The following is a 19692-nucleotide window of genomic DNA, read 5'->3' on the forward strand; positions in this document are numbered from 1 at the left end:
CAACTCAATTCTTTCTATACTTTGATGGAGATACTCCAAACTGTTTCTTAAAAACATAACTAAAATAATTAGCTTCTGGATATCCAACTTTTTCCGCTATCATGTATGTCTTATCATCTGTTGTATTCAAAAGTTTAACGGCTTCTTCTAAACGTGTTGCTGTGAGATAATTTACGAAGCTTGTTCCTGTTTCCTTCTTAAACATTGTAGAAAAATATGTTGGACTAACATGCAATTTAGAACATAATTTTTCTACTGAAACATCATAATCACTGTAATTTTCTTTTATATATTGTTTTGCTTTTTCAATAAGCATCATAGATGAATTGATTCGCTCTCTTTTAATATAACTATTTATCCTAATAGCTTTTTCTATAATCCATTTTTTGACTTCATGAATAGAATTAAAGGATTCTAAATAACTGTATGCATTAAAATTTTCACCAAAAATTTCTTCTATATCAAATGCATATGTTTGAACAAGTTTTAAAAGTGACGTCATAATTTCCATAAGATAAATTCTATATTGATTAAAAGGCAATAATAAATCCTCTGTTTTCTTAAACAAACTATCAATTGCCTCTGAAATTTCATCCTCTGAAGAAATTTTTATTGCATTTAACATCGATCGTTCTTCTTTCTCATCAAGTTGTAGCTGGATTGAATTATCTGGCTCTACATCATCAATATAAATAGCCTTTCCAGCTCCTAATATAAATCTATAATCTAATGCATTTTGTGCAGTTCTATATGAAAAACGTATTTGCGAAGGATTACTATAAACATACCCTATTCCTGCAGATATTGTTAAACTCATAATTCTCTTATAAACCTTACAAACCTCATTTATACCTTTTATAAATAATAATATATCTTCCTTTTTTTCAAAGTTACCCATAACTATTACCATACCAGAATAAATAAAACTAATAAATTTACAATACTTACCCACATTTTCATCTACAATTTTCTTAATAGAAATTGGTGTAAGTGCTGATTCCTTTTGCCCCGAAAAACTATTTAAGTTTTCTTCAAAGGATAGTGTTCCATCTGCCTGAATAATCCCTACTGTTAAATGCTTATACTTGAATTCTATTCCCAGCTCCTCCATTTGTTCATGCCATTGTTCTTCATTTATCCTGCCTTCAATTGCACCAACTAAAAATTGTTCTCTAATTACTGGTAGACTTTTAATATAATGCTTATAAAGTGTTTCTAAATTTCGTTTTTCGTTATATTCACGATCGAGCTGTTCTTTTAGCCTCACTAAAACTTCTATGAGTTCTGCTGAGTTAATCGGTTTCAAAACATATTCAACTACATTTATCTTTATTGCCTTATGAGCATACTCAAAATCATCACATCCTGAAAATACAATAATTTTTGTAGATGGCATTAATTCTACCAACTTCTTTCCTAGTTCCAACCCATCCATAAATGGCATTTTAATATCTGTCATTATAACATCTGGCTGTAGTTTTTCTGCTTTTTCCAAGGCATCTTGTCCATTCTCAGCATCACCAACAACTATAAATCCATTGGCTTCCCAATCAATCTTTTTTATGATTCCAAGGCGTATTTCTTCTTCATCGTCTACAATCATAATTCTATATGAATTCATTTAACTACCTCCGATAGATGAATTATTTAATAAGGCACATGAAAATAAATAACAATTAGAACTGCCATGAATATTTTTTATTAGCCAAGGAGACAAATTACTCTCATATCAGGTCTATTAGGGCACTTTGGCAATAAATTATGATTAAAAAATACTGACAGATAGATTTGTTATTTTTTGATTATGCCTAAATACTATTATACATTATGTATTAAATTATTACTAGCACGAGTGCTAAGGCTTACCAATTTGATTATTATTTAGAAAATAAATAAAATACAGGCAAATCTCTAGCTAAAAAACTAATGATTTGCCTGCATTTTATTTATTTAATAATTATTTTCTTCTGTATTTTGCCATATCTATTGCAACTGCAACTGCTATGATAATACCTTTTATAACTTGTTGCCACATAGGACTTACCGCTATAAATTGTAATCCATATTGGATAACAGTAAAGATTAGAACACCACTTACTATTCCACCAACTTTACCAACGCCACCATTTAATGAAACACCACCTACAACGCAGGCTGCGATTGCATCAAGCTCATAACCATTACCATAGTTATTTGTTGCACCAGCTGTTCTAGCTGCTTCAAGTACACCACCAACACCATATAAAAGTGATGCGAAGATGAATATACCCATAATAGTTGCAAATACATTTACTCCAGAAACTACTGCTGCTTCACGGTTACCACCAATAGCATATACATTCTTACCGAATACAGTTTTATTTAAAATAAACCAAACTAGAATTATAAATACTACAGCAATTGGAACTAGAATTGATATTCCTGGGAAACTTCCAATTTGAAATAATTTTGTTTGTCCAAGATCTATAAAGTCTTGACGAATACCACCAATAGGTTGTGATTTGTTTGGAGGTAAATCAAAGTATAGAGAAGTTACACCATATACTATAACTTGAGACGCCAATGTTGCAATAAATGGATGCATATCATATTTTGCAACCAAGAAACCATTAAGAACTCCAAATATAGCACATCCAACTACTGCTAACAGTATTGGAATGATAACTGCTAACTGTGGCATATTAGGGAAGAATCTATTTGCATAATCAGGGTTTTGCAACATTGAAGTTGATATTACAGCTGCAAGACCTACCATACGTCCTGCTGATAAATCAGTACCAGCAATTAATAATGTAAAACATATTCCTAAAGCAACAATCATTTTTGTTGATGATTGTGTCAAAATATCTAAAAATACAGCATATTGCATAAAACGTGGTTGAATTATCATAATTACAACTACTAGTAATAATAATGCTATAATAATCGCATTATCTGTAAAGAAATGTTTTACAGTCTTTGATGAAAAAATAACATCCATGTCTGCATTCTTCTTATCCAAAAACTGTTTTGCGCCATAAACAAGTAATGCTATACCAACTCCACCTACATAAATTGGTAAATCATAAAATACACTTGGATCTAAAATAAAATTAAAAACAATTCCTAAAGCCACCAAAAAAGCACCAATACCTAAAAATATTTTTCCAAAGCCTTTTCGTGAAACTATCTTCTCTCCACTCATATTACATACCTCACTTTCTTTCTCTCCTACCAAAATCATTTGTTATAAAATTTCATTTATCCAATACCTAGCATCCGTAATATTTTCACCTCTTTATAAGTAGGATAAAATAACGACTGCACACTTAAGGACATAAGTTCAACTAAAATTCAGCTATGGATTAACCCTACCTGAATTAAGTCCCACTTGATAAAGGAGATATTTCTTATTGCATAAATTTTGTAGCAAGATTCATAACTTTTACTGAATCTGCTTCACTTTGATCTAAAATTCCAGTAACCTTACCTTCACACATAACCATAACTCTATCTGACATACCAAGCAATTCTGGCATTTCAGAAGAAATCATAATAATTGACTTGCCCTTCTTAACCAATTCATGCATGATCGAATAGATTTCATACTTAGCTCCAACATCAATACCTCTTGTAGGCTCATCCAATATAAGAATATCTGGATTTGTAAGAAGCCAACGTGCAATTAAAACTTTTTGTTGATTTCCACCTGAAAGATTTTGAATCAATTGTTCCATGCTTGGTGTTTTAGTTCTAAGTTCTTGATTTGACTGCTTTGCAGCTTTATATCTCTTTGCTTCTTGCAAAACTCCTGCTTTAGCATATTCTTTTTGACTTGCAATTACAGTATTATCTAGTACTGAAAGAATACCAAATATACCAGTAGCACGTCTTTCTTCTGTTAACAGTGCAAAACCATACTCTTTTGCATCTTTAGGGATTTTTATTTTTATAATCTTCCCATCCTTTTCTACAGTACCAGAGGCTACTTCACGAAGTCCAAATAAAGCTTCGACTAATTCTGTACGTTGTGCCCCAACAAGACCACCTATTCCTAGTATTTCACCCTTATGTAAATCAAAGCTTACATTTTGGAATGATTTTTTAATTGGAGAACAAAGATTTTCTACCCTTAATACAACATCTTTACTTGGTGTATATTCTCTTGGTGGAAATCTATTAGTCATATCACGACCAACCATACGATTTATAATTAAGTCTGTTGTAAGATCCTTAGCATCCCAAGTTCCTACATACTGACCATCTCTCATAATTGTTACTTCATCTGATATCTTAAGAATTTCCTCCATCTTATGGGATATGTATATAATTGCACAGCCCTTATTTTGAAGTTGTTTTATTATCTTAAATAAATGCTTAGTTTCATTTTCTGTTAATGATGAAGTCGGTTCATCCATAATAATAATTTTAGAATTATAGCTAACAGCCTTTGCTATTTCAACTAATTGAAGATTAGATGGTGAAAGTGTTCCCGCTAATGCTTCAGGATTTATATCTAACTCAATTTCTTCAAATAATTCCTTTGTTTTCTTAATCATAGTTTTCTTATCAACAGCAATTCCTTTCATTGGAAATCTGCCAAGCCAAATGTTTTCCATAACTGGACGGAAACGAATTGGGTGCAATTCTTGATGTATCATTGATACACCTAAATCCAATGCTTGTTTTGAAGTATTTATCTCCATTTTCTTTCCATCTAATATGATCTCTCCACCATCTTCATGATAAATACCAAATAGACATTTCATTAGGGTTGATTTTCCAGCACCATTTTCTCCCATTAATGCATGGACACTTCCCTTGCGAACCCTCAATGTTACACCATCTAATGCTTTTACTCCTGGAAATACCTTTGTTATGTTATTCATCTCCAGTACATATTCACCCATACAAGCATCCTCCTTTTCTAAATAATAATTCAGGGATGGGGATTTTTTATAATCTCGCATCCCTGACAATTTCTATGTCAGATATATCTTATTTTAAATAATCCTTGTAGTTATCTTGAGTAACTTTTACATAGTCAATCCATACATATTTTCCATCAGTTACATCAAATCCAACATTTTCTTTATTAATTTCTTTACCTTGAGCAGCTGCTAAAGCTATATTAACTGTAGCCTTACCTTGGTTTTGTGCATCATTTAGAACTGTTCCAAGAAGTGATCCTTCTTTCATAGCTTGTAATGCTGGTGCTGTTGCATCAACTCCAACTACTGGAATATATTTAGATGCATCACCTTTGTTATATCCTTCAGCTTTTAATGCTTCTACTGCACCAAGAGCCATATCATCATTGTTACAAAGAACTGCTTCTATCTTATCAACGCCTTGACCTGTCATAAATGCTTTCATAAGGTCAGTAGCTTTTGCCTTGTCCCACATTGCTGTATCAGCAGCAAGTTTTTGAGTTTTTAATCCTGCAGCTTCAATAGCTTTTATAGAATATTCTGTACGAAGAGTAGCATCTTGATGTCCTGGTTCTCCTTGAAGCATTACGTATTGTACCACTCCATCATGATTTTTGTCTGCTTCTGGATGTGCTTTGAAGTAGTCAGCTATAAGTTGACCTGATAAAGTTCCTGATTGTTCTGCATGTGCACCTACATACCAAACCTTATCATAGCTATCCATATCTGCTTTTTCTGGCTCACGATTTAAAAATACGATTGGAAGTTTCTTAGCTTTTGCTTTTTCAATGATAGGACCTGCTGCAGTTCTATCAACTGGATTTATTGCTAAAGCGTTTACACCTTTTGTAATAAATGTATCAACTTGCTCATTTTGAGTAGGTTGTTTATTTTGTGAATCCACTAGTTCAATAGTTGATCCTTTTTCCTTAGCTTCACCTTCCATAGCAGTACGAACTCCTGTCATGAAAGTATCATCAAATTTATATATTGCAGAACCAATTAAAGTATTTGAAGATTTAGTACTTGTTTGTGCATCCCCTCCAGAACTTGCACTCTTATTTGCTCCACATCCTGCCATTGTTGCAACTATAGCTGCTGACATTACAATTGTTAATAGACTCTTAAACCTTTTCATTTTTACCCCTCCATATTCTTATCTAAATCCTAAAACAAAGACTCAAATCTGTTCTTCGTTTACATTACTAATTATAGGGATTTTATCAATTAGTCTCCATACGAAATTCTTCACTTTTTTATCGAATTTCTTAGATGTTATAGATAAACTAGCTATAATCTATACTTATGCGTATACCACACCGAAATGAATAATATACTTTTATTCCAGTTTCTAGGCAATTCTGATGGGTGATTCTAAGGCTATAAAGTTGCACCCAAAGTGCTAGCCTCAAAGACAAGCGCTCACAGAGAAAGTTCGAAGAACGAAATATAAAATGCTCATAGAGAAAGTTCTGCTTACCAAATGTAAAATTTGGAGCATCACTTTTCGATTCTCACTTTTTGAACTAGCACATTTGGAACAACTTATAGCCAAAGAATCACATCCATCAAAATTACCAACGAAACATTCCACAAAAGTATATCACTCATTTCTGTTTGGAATATATTTCATATCCTATATAATTTATGATTGTGTTATCTATAAACAACATATAACTTATACTTATGGGATAACTTACCTAAATCATAAATATTTTGATTCCGAAAAACTATGAAAATATAAAAAGAGGATATAAATTCAAAACTTATATCCTCCATAAATTATATGTATAATTATATTTCTATTGATGAAATTGACTTAAAGATAAAATCATTATTTCTTGCATCTTGATACCTAAATTTTAAACTTTTGTACCATTTCATTAAGTCTTTGGGCGAGCTCTGCCTGACTATGTGCTGTTAGCGCAACTTGCTCTATAGCTTTAGTTGCCTCATCCATGCTTTCTTTGATTGTAGTTACTTCTTCACTAGACTTTTGAGTAGTTTGTGCCATATCTTGTACAACTTCACTAACCTGACCTACAGTAGCTGTTATCTCTTCTGACATAGCTGCAATTTCCTCTGACATCATGCTGACGAAATTTGAATCATTATAATATTGGTCACCGGTTTCCATATAAGCATTAAATTGTCTATGTACTTCAGTATTAATAAATGAAAGTATGTCATTGCCAGTATCGATACTATTTTTAAAAGCATCACGTACTCTATTTATTGTTTCCTGTATAGACGTTACAGCTTGTGATGACTGTTCAGCAAGTGTTCTTACTTCTTCGGCAACAACTGCAAAGCCTTTACCTTGTTCTCCTGCTCTTGCAGCCTCTATAGCTGCATTTAAAGCTAATAGATTTGTTTGTTCAGCTATACTTCCTATTGTATCTGCCATAACTTTTATATTATCTACTACTTTTCCATCTTCAATAACTTCTAACATTTTGTTCTCTTTTTCTGCATATAGATTTCTTGTTTCTTCTATAGCCTTTTTACCGCTATTCTTTACCTCTGTTGCTTTCTCTTTGGATTTACTTGAACTACTGCTTCCCTCCATTGCCTTTCCTGAAAGTTCATTAACACTTGAATCCACTTCTTCTACCGATGCACTTATTTCCTCGGCTGCCGCACTAGATTCTTGCATACCATCAGAAATGTTTGCTATAGCATCATCAATACTTCTAGCTCTCAAAGATAATTCTTCAGCTGTAGCAGATAGTTCCTCACTCGACGCACTTATATCTTGAGAATTCTCCATAATCTCTTTAACTAATATGTTCACATTTTTTTGCGCCTTATTTAAAGCAATACCAGTTTGTCCAAATTCATCTTTTCTAGTAATGGCAATTGGAGTTGAAAAATCATACATTGCTAATCTCTCTGCATAATCTCTTATCTTCCTTAAAGGCTTATTTATATGACTTGACATAAATATTCCAAGTAAAACAGCAATTATAAAACCTACAATACTCATCAAAATCATAATTATGTTTGTTCGCGCAGATGATAAATTGATATTATCACTTGCTACTTTTGCTGCCGTTAAATTTATTTCTATAACTTTATCAAGGCTAGCGAGCATTTCATCTTCTATGGGTAAAAAAATCATGTACTGTTTCGTCACTTCATTTGAATCGTTTAGATCTGCTGCATCTATTATCCTGTTTCTTGCATCTCTATATTTTGTTACATTCTCAGTAAACTTCGTCCAATTTTCTTTTTCCTCTGCAGTAGCGATTAATTTCTCATATTTAGCTATATATTCGTTATCTTCAGTTACCATATCGGTAATGTTCTTTTTTGCTTTATCAGTTTCTTTTTTATTTTGATCATACATTATAACTGAAACTTCGCTCTTTATTTGCGACATATTTGATTTTATTGACAAGATTTCATTAACACTCTGTAAATTTACGCTATACATTGTTTCTGCATTTTTATTTACTCTTTTTACTTCTATTCCACCAATTGTGCCTACAACTGCAATTAATATAGCCACTAATAAAAATGCTGATATTAACTTAGCTCTTACTTGGTTTAATAAATTCATATTAAAATTTCCTCCTACTGTTAAAATGCTATTGCATATTATTTTTTCTATTACTATCCAATAAAGTTTTCATACCATCTTCTGTAAGCGGTTTGCTAAAATAGAAACCTTGAATTATCTTACATCCTAAGTCAGTAAGCACTTCTATCTGCTCTCTTGTTTCAACTCCCTCAACTATTACCTTGTATTTCAAGTCCTTTGATAAGTTAACTATGTTCTTTATTAATACCATGTTCTTATAATTTTCTACATGATCTACAAATGTTTTATCAATCTTTAATGTACTTACTGAAATATTAATTAAATAGCTTAAAGAAGAGTATCCCGTCCCAAAGTCATCTATTGCAATATTTATTCCCATCCCTTTAAGTTCATTTAATACTTCTATATTTTTTTCTGATATATCTAATAAAGTACTCTCTGTTATTTCTATCTCTAAAAAGTTTGGAGAAATATTATACTTATTACAGCATTTTAACAACTTATCCTTAAAATCTTTTTCCTTGATTTGAATTGGTGATATATTAACTGCAATATTATTAAACTTGTATCCCATACGCTTCCACAAACTCGCTTGCTCTATAGATTTCTCCATCACCCAATCGCCAATTTGAACTATATCTCCGTTTTCTTCAGCAATCGGAATAAATTCTGCTGGTGAAACATTTCCAAGCTTATCATTATTCCATCTTAATAAAGCTTCAATTCCAACAATCTCATTATTAGACAAATCAATTTGTGGCTGATAATTAATATTTAGCTCATGCTTATTAATAGCATTCTTTAATTCCCTTCTAATCAATACGTCCCTATAATATGTCTCAAATATTTCGTTATTAAAGATTGTATAATTGTTTTTTCCAGTTTTCTTAGACTTGTACATAGCTAAATTACAAAACTCTAACAACTCATCAGAATTTATGCTATCATCCGGGAAAGTAGATATTCCCATGCTTATACTTACAGAAATATCTAATTCAGCATCTGTTATCTTAAAGGGTACTGATAAGTTTTTATAAATTTTATTGCAAATTTCCTCTATTTCACTTATAAATTTAAATTCATAGATTAAAATTGCAAATTCGTCACCATTTAATCTAAATAATTTACCTTTTCCTTGAATGCATCTACTTACCCTTTCAGAAAAACATTTTAATATGAAATCACCAAAAGAATAGCCCCAATTATAATTTATAATTTTGTAGTCATCGATATCAATATAAATAATCGCACCCTTTCTACAATTAACTTTTGATATCTCTAAACTCCTATTAAGCTTTTCAAAAAAATAAGTACTATTTGGTAGCCCAGTAAGAATATCATACCTTGAGAATTCTTCATTAGGCTTACTTTTTTTTCTCCTATGTATATCCTTGTTTAATTTTCCTCTTGTGGTATTTACCATTTTTATCTTAAGTTTAAGTTCTTTTTTGGGCATATTAATTTTATTCATAATAACTTCCTTTTTTAAATTAGTACAACTCAACACGTGTAAAACCTCTCCACCTCACTCCTATTATTTAATAATAAAATATGACATCTTCAATGATAATTTTTGCGTAATTATTCTACAAACTTTTAAACTTTGACTTTTTAAAAAATTAAATATATCATTTATTTGAACATAATAAATATTTTGTCCAATTTTATTATATTATAAGTTGTAGTATATGTAAATATTGTATAAAAAAGCTTAAAAAATGTACAAATATAGGTTAAATTGTATTCTTATGACACATTAATATGCAATATTTGTATATTTGCAGAGCTATAAATACATTATTACATAAAATAATAGGACAAAATATTTATTATGTATCATTACTTCTAGAGGAGAGTGCATATGAGGGCATCTAATGAAACTGAAATTAAATATTTAACGCAAAAAGAAGTATTATCACTATTTAATGCAATTGAAAATTCTGGAAAGCTGCATTCAACACGTGATTTAGCAATATTTAGATTAGCTTATAGATGCGGTCTTAGAGCTTCCGAAATATCAATGTTAAAATTGGAAAATTATAATATTAATAAAGGAGAAATATATTGTAAAAGATTAAAGGGTAGTAAGAATAATACTCTGCGGCTAGATGAGAAAACTAAAAGCGTTTTAGACAAATACATTACTGAAAATGAAATTACATCTGAATCTCAAACTATATTTACAAGTCAAAAGAATAAGCCAATTTCAAGGCAAACCCTAGACCACCTAACGAAGCAATATTTCTCAATGGCAAGTATTCAAGATAAGTCAAAGCACCATTTTCATACCATTAAACATACTACAGCAGTTCACCTTGCTGAATGTGATATGGATATAAAAGAGCTTCAATGGTGGCTTGGACACAAATCTGTTACCAATACAGAAATATATTTTCAATTTACTACAAAACAACAAGAAAAGATGTATGAAAAACTAGAGGGAAAAAGTGAAATGGTATAAAATTTACTTAATTAATTAAAAAAGACTTACTTTAGCTGCTAAATAACTAAAATAAGTCTTTTATTTTTCATCACATATCTTCTTTAGATTTTAAACTTTTGTATCATTTCATTGAGTTTTTGCGCAAGCCCTGCTTGGTTTTGTGCTGTTAAAGCAACTTGCTCTATGGCTTTTGAAGTCTCATCTACACTTTCTTTTATCGTAGCTACTTGATCGTTTGATTCCTGCGCTGTCGATGCCATCTCTTGTACTAACTTATTAACTTTCCCTACAGTGATTGTAATTTCTTCTGACATGTTTGCAATATTCTCTGACATTTTACTTACAAATTCAGAATCGCTATAATATATATTTCCTGTATTTCCATAGGCATTAAACTGTTCATGCACCTCTGTATTTATAAATTTCAATATATCATTTCCAGTGTTAATGCTGTTATTAAATGCATCCTGAACTTTAATTATAGTATTTTTGATAGCTGTTACAGCCTCTGATGATTGTTCTGCAAGCTTTCTTACTTCATCTGCTACAACTGCAAATCCTTTACCTTGCTCCCCTGCCCTTGCTGCTTCTATTGCTGCATTCAGTGCTAATAAATTTGTTTGTTCAGATATACGTCCAATTGTATCAGCCATAATTTTAATATTATCAACTATCTTTCCATTTTCAATAACAATTAACATGTTCTTTTGTTTTTCCTTTGATAATTTCTCCATTTCATCTATAGACTTTTTACTATTGTTTTTGACTTCTATAGCTCTCTCTTTGGATCTATTAGCATTCTGGCTTCCTTCCATAGCTTTTTTAGATAAATCATTTATATTTGAGTTTACTTCATCTACTGTCGTACTTATAATTCCTGCCTCCTCACAAGATTCCTCCATCCCTAGTGAAATAGTACTTACAGCTTCATCTATACTCGCAGCTTTTGATGAAAGCTCCTCAGCTGTTGCAGAAAGTTCTTCACTAGATGTACTTATATCTTGAGAATTTTGAATAATATCTCTAATTAGTTTATTCACATTTTCTTGTGCTTTATTTAATGCACTTCCTGTTTGTCCAAGTTCGTCCTTTCTTTTAATTGAAATTGGAGTCGAAAAATCATATAACGCTAATCTCTCTGCAAATCCTTTGATTTTTTTTAATGGTATATTTATAGCCTTTGATATTAGTGCCCCAAATATAATTGCTACCACTAATCCAAAGATAGTAAGTGTAATCATAATTTTATTAGAATTAATATAAGTAGATGATATATCCTCATTAGCTGATTTTGCATCAGATATATTTATATCTATAACTTTATCCAGGCTATACATCATTTTTGTCTGTAGAGGAACCATTTCTAAATACCTCTTTTTTGCTTCTTCTAAATCTTCTGATTTTACAGCATTCACTACCTTGTCTCTAACCTGATTATATTCCTTCGCATTATCATTAAATTCCTTCCAAGATTTTGTTTCACTACTTGTCATTTGTGATTTTTCATAATCATTTATATATTTATCATTCTCATTAAGTGCAGTAATAACATTTTTTTGTGCTTCCTCTACCTTATATTTATCTTTTTCATACATCATGATTAATATGTTACTTTTAATTTCTGTCATATTTGATTTTATAGATAGGATCTCATTGACATGATTAAAATTTCTATTGTACATTCCTGATGCTTTATTATTTACATTTTTCAAAGACAATGCTCCTATTATTCCTACTACGCCAATTAAAATTGCTACCGTCAAAAATGATAAGGTTAATTTAAATTTTATAGGCAGGCTTCTTCTCAAAAACATAACTTTTCCCCTCTCTAAATTTATAATCTCGACCATTTATTACCCTTTTTGCAATAGAAAACGTTTTACTAAGATGTTGAAATTAACATATATTGCTAATTATTATGATAATATTTTTAATTTATATAATCAACTAAAAAATCTACTCTTATATCGAAATGTTGAGTATTTGCTAATCATTTTTAACTATAAACTTAATTATAGAAAAAATAATAAAGCTATACACAAGTCTACTTTAACTATGCATATAGCTCTATTAATTAATTTAATCTATTTAAAATCTAAAATCACGTTTTCCTTCATGTAAGTTTTCAAGATTTTCTAATACTATCTTTTTAACTTTTTCATTTGGAATTCTTGGAATTTCATTTTTAATTACTTCTTCACCTTTTCTTCGTGTATCTTCAGACGCATAATCCTCTAGATATTCCTTTAGCGTCATAAGTGCATTAGGCTGACAGCAGTTTGCTATTTGTCCTGATTTAACAAGACTCATAAATCTATCCCCAGTTCTTCCTTCTCTATAACAAGCAGTACAGAAGCTTGGAATATGACCCTTTTCTAACAGCCAATTTACTATTTCATCTAAAGTTCTAGTATCATTTACATCAAATTGAGCTGAATTTTCTTCTTCCTTCTCTTTTTCAACATATCCACCAACGCTTGTAGATGATCCTCCACTTATTTGAGAAACTCCAAGTTCAAGTACTTTTTCTCTTGTTTTTTGAGATTCTCTTGTTGAAACAATAAGACCTGTATATGGAACTGTAATTCTAAGTACTGCAACTATTTTAGCAAATATCTCATCTGAAATTGCATTAGTAAATTCATCTGGATTTATATCATCAGCTGGTCTTATTCTTGGTACACTTATTGTATGCGGTCCAACTCCCATAGCTGCTTCTAAGTGCTCTGCATGCATAAGAAGTCCAACGAAATCATATCTATACATATTTAATCCATATAGTACACCTAGTCCGACATCATCAATTCCACCTTCCATAGCTCTATCCATAGCTTCTGTATGGTAAGCATAATCATGCTTTGGTCCTGTTGGGTGAAGCTCTTCATATGTCTTTTTGTGATATGTTTCTTGGAATAAGATATATGTTCCAATTCCCGCTTCCTTTAACCTTCTATAATTTTCAACAGTTGTAGCTGCAATATTTACGTTAGCTCTTCTAATTGCGCCATTTTTGTGTTTTATACTATAAATTGTTTTTATGCTTTCAAGTACATATTCAATTGGATTATTTACAGGATCTTCTCCTGTTTCTAATGCAAGTCTTTTATGCCCCATATCTTGTAATGCAATTACTTCTTTTTCAATCTCCTCTTGAGTAAGCTTCTTTCTTGTTATATGTTTATTCTTGTGATGATATGGACAATAAGTACATCCATTTACACAATAATTAGAGAGATATAATGGCGCAAACATTACTATTCTATTACCATAAAATCTTTGCTTGATTTCTTTTGCAAGTTTATACATTTTTTCATTTTCATCTTCTAATTCACATTCAAGTAAAACTGCTGCTTCTCTATGTGAAATTCCTTTACACTCTTTAGCCTTTTCTAGAATTTCATTAATTAATTGTCTATTGTTCTTATTTTTCTTAGCATACTCTAGAGTTTCTAATATTTCTTCGTTATCAATAAATTCTGTTGCTATCTTTGATTTAACATTATACATTACTCTACTCTTCTTTCTATAATTGGATTTTTAAATTTTAAATTTAATTCGTTCTGATTAATGCTTTTTTCATCCAATTTTGGCAAAGGCTAAAATATTAATTAAAGCTAACCTATTTATTACTATATTTAATATTTATTTAGCAGTTTTAGAATACATTGTTTTTACATTTATTCCTTCGATCATACCAAGTTTTCCTGATAATGAACTTATTATATCATTGGTAGCATCTATTACGACGCTTATTATACCTATATTCTTTTCTCTATAAGGTATGCCCATTCTCCCAACCATATATTGCGAATATTCATGCAAAATATTATTAAGTTTATCTGTTGAATTCATATCCTCCACTATAATTCCTATCAATGCGATTCTTGTATCCATATTCTTTATTCCTTTCAAGAAGAAAATATTTTTAAATTCACCGTATTAATCAGCAATTATCTATTTTCAATTGCAATAAAAAATCCCAGTGCCACAAAAAGGCGCAGGGATAGCGTACATATCTCTATCTATAATACCGCCTTGTCATTTGGGACGAACCCTCATGTGTTTCAGAACGATCATGTGTTAAGAGTCTTTCTTCTTGGAATTCCCCCTTAAAGTCAGACTACATTTATATTTTATCATAAAAGCATATTTTAGCAATACTCATCATTTCTATAAAAAATTAAATTATCATGTTTAACTCTTTTTTTTAACTATCTCTTTCCAGTAAACCATGTAAATACTATTTTCACCACCTTATCTCGAGAATTCTTCCACTATAATTATGTTTATTTCTAATGATTAAAATATTCTTAATTTTATTTATATTCCAGCTTAAATCTACGTCTTCAGGATACCCAATTTTTACAGATATATTTTCTCCATTAAATTTTTCCAATGGAATCTCTATAATATTATTTTCACTTTGCATCCTCCATAAAGCAAGATAACATACTCTACTACATAACAGTCCATATGCTATCCATTCATCGTCCAGAGATGGCATTTTTATTGGCCAAAATGGTATTCCATTTGGTATATCATGTCTAATACTTTTATAATACTTAATTCCATCTTGAATATATTTAAAAGATTCATTATTTATTTCTGCTAAATGCCCACTCTGATGAATTCTACATAACATAGAATTTACCATGTTACATATTACTTCTTCTTTATCCCCATCTCGCAATGGATAAGACCAAACTGCACATTGTTCTGGAGTAACTAAAGATGGTACCGCTGCTGCAATTGCTGCATTTTTTCTATAATCTGTTTGGTCACTGCTTGATTGTATACTATGTCTTTGCAATAAGGCATAATCCATTCTAAGTCCACCACTACCACAATTCTCAATAACTAAGTCAGGATATCTTTTAAATATTTCGTCTAACCAAGCTAAATATGCTCTATTATGACCTAATAGTCCTTCACCGGCACTATCAGCTTTGTTATCAGTACCAATCCCCATATTAATATTATAATCCATCTTTATATATCCAACACCATACTCTTCTGCAACTCTCTTTATAATTCCAGTTGCAAACTTTCTAACTTCTGGATTTCTATAATCTAATTGATATCTTGAATGATCCTTTATTCTCTTTCCATGCCTCATAAAGAACCAATCATCAGGTAATTTGTCTGCTAATGAACAATTTATCCCCATTACCTCAAGTTCAAGCCAAAGCCCTGGAATCATTCCTTTCTCTCTTATATAGTCTAGAGGTTCTTTAATACCATTTCTAAATCTCTCTTTAGATGGCAGCCATTCTCCAACACCATCCCACCAAGGTCCATCACTATACCATCCACAATCTATGCAAAAATACTCACAACCAGCTAGTGATGCAGTATTAATAAGAGGAATTAGTTTTTCTGTAGTAGGATCACCAGATAAACAATTCATATAATCATTAAAAATAACTGGTAATTTTCTATTATCATCATTTTCTCTTCTTATTCTACGCCTATATTTAGTCATAACTTCTATTCCTGCCTGCAATCCTCCACTTATGCTTGTAACTGCGACTTGTACTGTTTCAAAGCTTTCATTAGGTTTTAGTTCTTTCCAGAAATGATTTTCTGCTTCTGAAGGCCCGCTCAATTTTAAATACAACATATTCATTATGTCACTGATTTCCCAATTCCATGAACCATTATGCTCTATTTGCCACATGTAACCATTACTTATTTCTGTATTTTCTATAAATCCTAGAGGCGCATACTGACAGGTTGACCAATTTCCTGTATTAGAAACTAACAATCTATTTGTTGATTCGTCTTCCACATGGAATATTCCAACATCTTTTAATGAATATTTCTCCCACATACCTTCACCACACCACTCATTATGAGGAATATATATCTTCATTTTATCTTCTCTGTCTAATACTCCGCCTCTATCAATACCAGTTAAAGCAAATGAAGTTATATACTCTATTCCAACACTTCTTTCACCTTTATTTTCTAAAATGCTCCATGTTCTAACGATTTGTAAATCATTATAAAATTGAAATATTACTTTTGCTTCAATTTTTGTAATCTTGTCAACTAAGTTAATAGTAATTCTTCTTCCTTCTTTTAGAATTTCATCATTATGACTCTCATAAATCATCCTATGTCCGGGCAGAGTTCCTGTATGTTTTACTCCTCTATGATTTAATTGATTTTCTCCTGTAAATTGCAATTCTAATAATCTACATTTTTCTTTTTCATCTTCACTTAATTTATTAAACTGTTCAAAAGGAAGATATGAAAAATGTAGCAATCTTATATCTCTATCTTTAGTTAATTCTAATACAATATTTAAATTATTCTCATTAATTTTTATATATTTACTCATCTATCTTTCCCCATTTCCTAAACATGCTCCCTAAAAAACACAATGGAGTAATTAATCAGAGATGCTTATTTCCTTATCTAGTTTTTAGATCCTTCATACTCTACATATAATTATCATTCGCATTCCATCCTGTTATTGTGTATAAATTACTATATAAATAAGCAGTAGATAAAAAATCACGATTAACTTGCATATCTACTGCTTCTAAACTAATTATTTATTTCATTCAAATGATATATTGCTGAAGTGAAATCTCCACCATGTTCGCAAAAATCTTCTGATCTTACTGGAATTCCAGCAAACATTAATTCGTCTCCAAAAAAAGATTCTTCTTTATTATTATTTATATAATATTTTTTATTTTCATCTAATCCTTGTAACTTTATCCTCTTAAAACCTTCATTAGCTGTGTTAAGTATTTTATAATAACCAACTATTGCTTCGGATTTATCTTCTGAGACAACCATCCAAGAATTTAATTTATTTTCAAAAGGACTTATAAGCCTATAAAAAGTTCCCTTTTGTATTAATTCTCTATTTTCTTTCATAAATTTAACTTGTTTCTTCACAATCGTTCTTTCTTCTTCGGATAAATGATTTAAATCTAACTCATATCCAAAAGCTCCAAAATAAGCTACATTTGCTCTAGTTTCTAGTGGCGTTATTCTAAAAACTTGTTGGTTCGGAACTTCAGATACATGAGCCCCCATGCAGCTTATTGGGTAAACATATGAAGTTCCATATTGTATTTTCATACGTTCAACTGCATCGGTATTATCACTTGTCCATCCTTGTGGTGCATAATAAAGTATCCCCGGATCAAATCTTGCACCACCACTCGAACATGATTCAAATAAAATGTGTGGAAATTCAGATGTTAATCTTTCATATAATGCATACACTCCTAAAATGTATTCATGCATTACCTTTCCTTGATTTTCCGCAATTGCAGATACACTATAACATTCAGTCATATATCTATTCATATCCCACTTTACATATGATATTGATGCCTCTCTGAATACCTTTGACATTGCATTATAAATATAATCTACAACTTCTTTTCTAGAAAAATCTAATGTATACTGATTTCTACAATGGGATGCCGTCCTATTTGGTGTATGGATAATCCAATCTGGATGAGCTCTGTATAAATCACTATCTTTATTTACCATCTCTGGTTCAAACCAAAGTCCAAATTTCATACCCATGTTTTCTATCTTCTTTGAAAGTCCAACTATTCCATCTGGAAGCTTTTTAGTATTTACATACCAATCTCCAAGCCCTGCTTTATCATTATTTCTACTTCCAAACCATCCGTCATCTAACACAAATAGCTCTATGCCTAATTCACTTGCTGTTTTTGCAATATTTAATATTATCTCTTCATCAAAATCAAATGTTGTAGCTTCCCAATTATTTATTAGAATTGGCCTTGCCTTATCTCTCCAATAGCCTCTAGCAAGTCTGGTTCTATATAATTTATGGTAAGCCTGACTCATTCCGTTTATTCCTTTATCAGAATAGGCCATTACAACTTCTGGAGTTTGAAAACTTTCATCTTTATTTAGTATCCATTCAAACATACTTGGATGAATTCCTAACATAATTCTAGATGTATCATGCGTATCAACAAGAACTTCACCCAAAAAATTCCCACTATAAACCAAGCTAAATCCATACACTTCGCCCTCAAACTCAGTTGTGCTTGGTCTCTTCAAGGCTATAAATGGATTATGCTCTGCACTACTTGTCCCTCTTAAACTGTAAATTGATTGAACTCCATGGTCTAATTTTTTATTTCTTATATGTCTTTCTCTACTCCAAGCTCCAGAAAGATGCACCATTTCGTAATCATAATCTGGTAAATCTATACTACAACTCATCGCCTTTGTTAATGTAACTTTATCTTCTCCTTCATACATAAACTTTGTATTCCTTGTTATTATTGGAAAATCTTCATATATGGTGTAACTTAATATTAATCTTGTACTAATCAAATCATCATATAATATTATTTCTAAAGTTTGTGCTTCTTTCTCATTTTCCACATAGGTAGCTGGAAGTTGTTCTAACTTCTTTTTACCTTGAAAAATATTATAGGATTGAAATTGAAAATTAGTAATTTTACTTCCATTTTCCTGCTTTATCTCAAATGCAGGATACCGAAAATCTGTTGTCCCATAAGAAGGATATTCCTGCCTAGTATGTTGCAATGAGAAGAAAGTATCCCCTTCAAATACATATGCTGCTAAAGGACGCATCCCTCCTTCAAAAAGATATGAAAATGATTCTTTATGATGTATCCTCTTCCCATAATATAAATTTCCCAGCTCATTATTATCTAGTATTTTTATGATATAACTTATCTCTTTATTGTATAAATGAAATTCCTTTGATTTTGCGTTGAATTTAATTGCCATGTTACTACTCCTCCCCATGTATTTCTGCA

The 19692-nt window shown here is 30.9% G+C and carries 12 protein-coding genes; 1 reads left to right on the top strand and 11 read right to left on the bottom strand.

The window, feature by feature from the left end; translation table 11 throughout:
• Positions 1-4 precede the first annotated feature (4 nt).
• The 6 genes from L3B96_RS04150 to L3B96_RS04175 all read right to left on the bottom strand — a co-directional run bounded on the left by L3B96_RS04150 (position 5) and on the right by L3B96_RS04175 (position 9925).
• Positions 5-1621, bottom strand: coding sequence for a response regulator (locus L3B96_RS04150; protein ID WP_238858927.1), 1617 nt, complete (start codon positions 1619-1621; stop codon positions 5-7).
• 336 nt (positions 1622-1957) lie between these two features.
• A complete protein-coding gene (gene mglC / locus L3B96_RS04155; RefSeq protein WP_023973608.1) occupies positions 1958-3184 on the bottom strand; it encodes a galactose/methyl galactoside ABC transporter permease MglC in 1227 nt (408 codons plus the stop codon).
• A 205-nt stretch (positions 3185-3389) separates the two neighbouring features.
• Entirely contained in the window at positions 3390-4889 is a 1500-nt protein-coding gene (locus tag L3B96_RS04160) for a sugar ABC transporter ATP-binding protein (RefSeq protein WP_012060589.1), read from the bottom strand.
• Positions 4890-4977: 88 nt separating this feature from the next.
• Positions 4978-6048, bottom strand: coding sequence for a galactose ABC transporter substrate-binding protein (locus L3B96_RS04165; RefSeq protein WP_012060590.1), 1071 nt, complete (start codon positions 6046-6048; stop codon positions 4978-4980).
• Positions 6049-6765: 717 nt separating this feature from the next.
• Positions 6766-8472 (bottom strand): methyl-accepting chemotaxis protein, encoded by a 1707-nt coding sequence (locus L3B96_RS04170; protein WP_238858928.1) that lies wholly within the window; start codon positions 8470-8472, stop codon positions 6766-6768.
• Positions 8473-8500: 28 nt separating this feature from the next.
• The gene (locus tag L3B96_RS04175; protein WP_238858929.1) at positions 8501-9925 is read right to left on the bottom strand and encodes a bifunctional diguanylate cyclase/phosphodiesterase; all 1425 of its coding nucleotides are present in this window, start codon (positions 9923-9925) and stop codon (positions 8501-8503) included.
• A 390-nt stretch (positions 9926-10315) separates the two neighbouring features.
• On the opposite strand from L3B96_RS04175, the gene L3B96_RS04180 reads away from it, so the two are divergent.
• Positions 10316-10915, top strand: coding sequence for a tyrosine-type recombinase/integrase (locus tag L3B96_RS04180; RefSeq protein ID WP_077309346.1), 600 nt, complete (start codon positions 10316-10318; stop codon positions 10913-10915).
• An 83-nt stretch (positions 10916-10998) separates the two neighbouring features.
• On the opposite strand, the gene L3B96_RS04185 is transcribed toward L3B96_RS04180, so the two are convergent.
• From L3B96_RS04185 to L3B96_RS04205, 5 genes are all read right to left on the bottom strand, one after another.
• A complete protein-coding gene (locus tag L3B96_RS04185) occupies positions 10999-12711 on the bottom strand; it encodes a methyl-accepting chemotaxis protein (protein ID WP_238858930.1) in 1713 nt (570 codons plus the stop codon).
• 274 nt (positions 12712-12985) lie between these two features.
• Positions 12986-14404, bottom strand: coding sequence for a [FeFe] hydrogenase H-cluster radical SAM maturase HydG (gene hydG, locus L3B96_RS04190; protein ID WP_238858931.1), 1419 nt, complete (start codon positions 14402-14404; stop codon positions 12986-12988).
• Between the two features lie 135 nt (positions 14405-14539).
• On the bottom strand, positions 14540-14791 hold the full coding sequence (locus L3B96_RS04195; RefSeq protein WP_238858932.1) for a TM1266 family iron-only hydrogenase system putative regulator: 252 nt from the start codon (positions 14789-14791) through the stop codon (positions 14540-14542).
• Positions 14792-15143: 352 nt separating this feature from the next.
• A complete protein-coding gene (locus tag L3B96_RS04200; protein WP_238858933.1) occupies positions 15144-17240 on the bottom strand; it encodes a glycoside hydrolase family 36 protein in 2097 nt (698 codons plus the stop codon).
• A gap of 209 nt (positions 17241-17449) precedes the next feature.
• Positions 17450-19663 carry an alpha-galactosidase gene (locus tag L3B96_RS04205; protein ID WP_238858934.1) on the bottom strand — a complete coding sequence of 738 codons (2214 nt, stop codon included), beginning with the start codon at positions 19661-19663 and terminating at the stop codon, positions 17450-17452.
• Positions 19664-19692 lie beyond the last annotated feature (29 nt).

The sequence above is a fragment of the Clostridium sp. YIM B02569 genome, from assembly GCF_022320765.1.
In the GTDB taxonomy this organism is placed as follows: Bacteria; Bacillota; Clostridia; order Clostridiales; family Clostridiaceae; genus Clostridium; species Clostridium beijerinckii.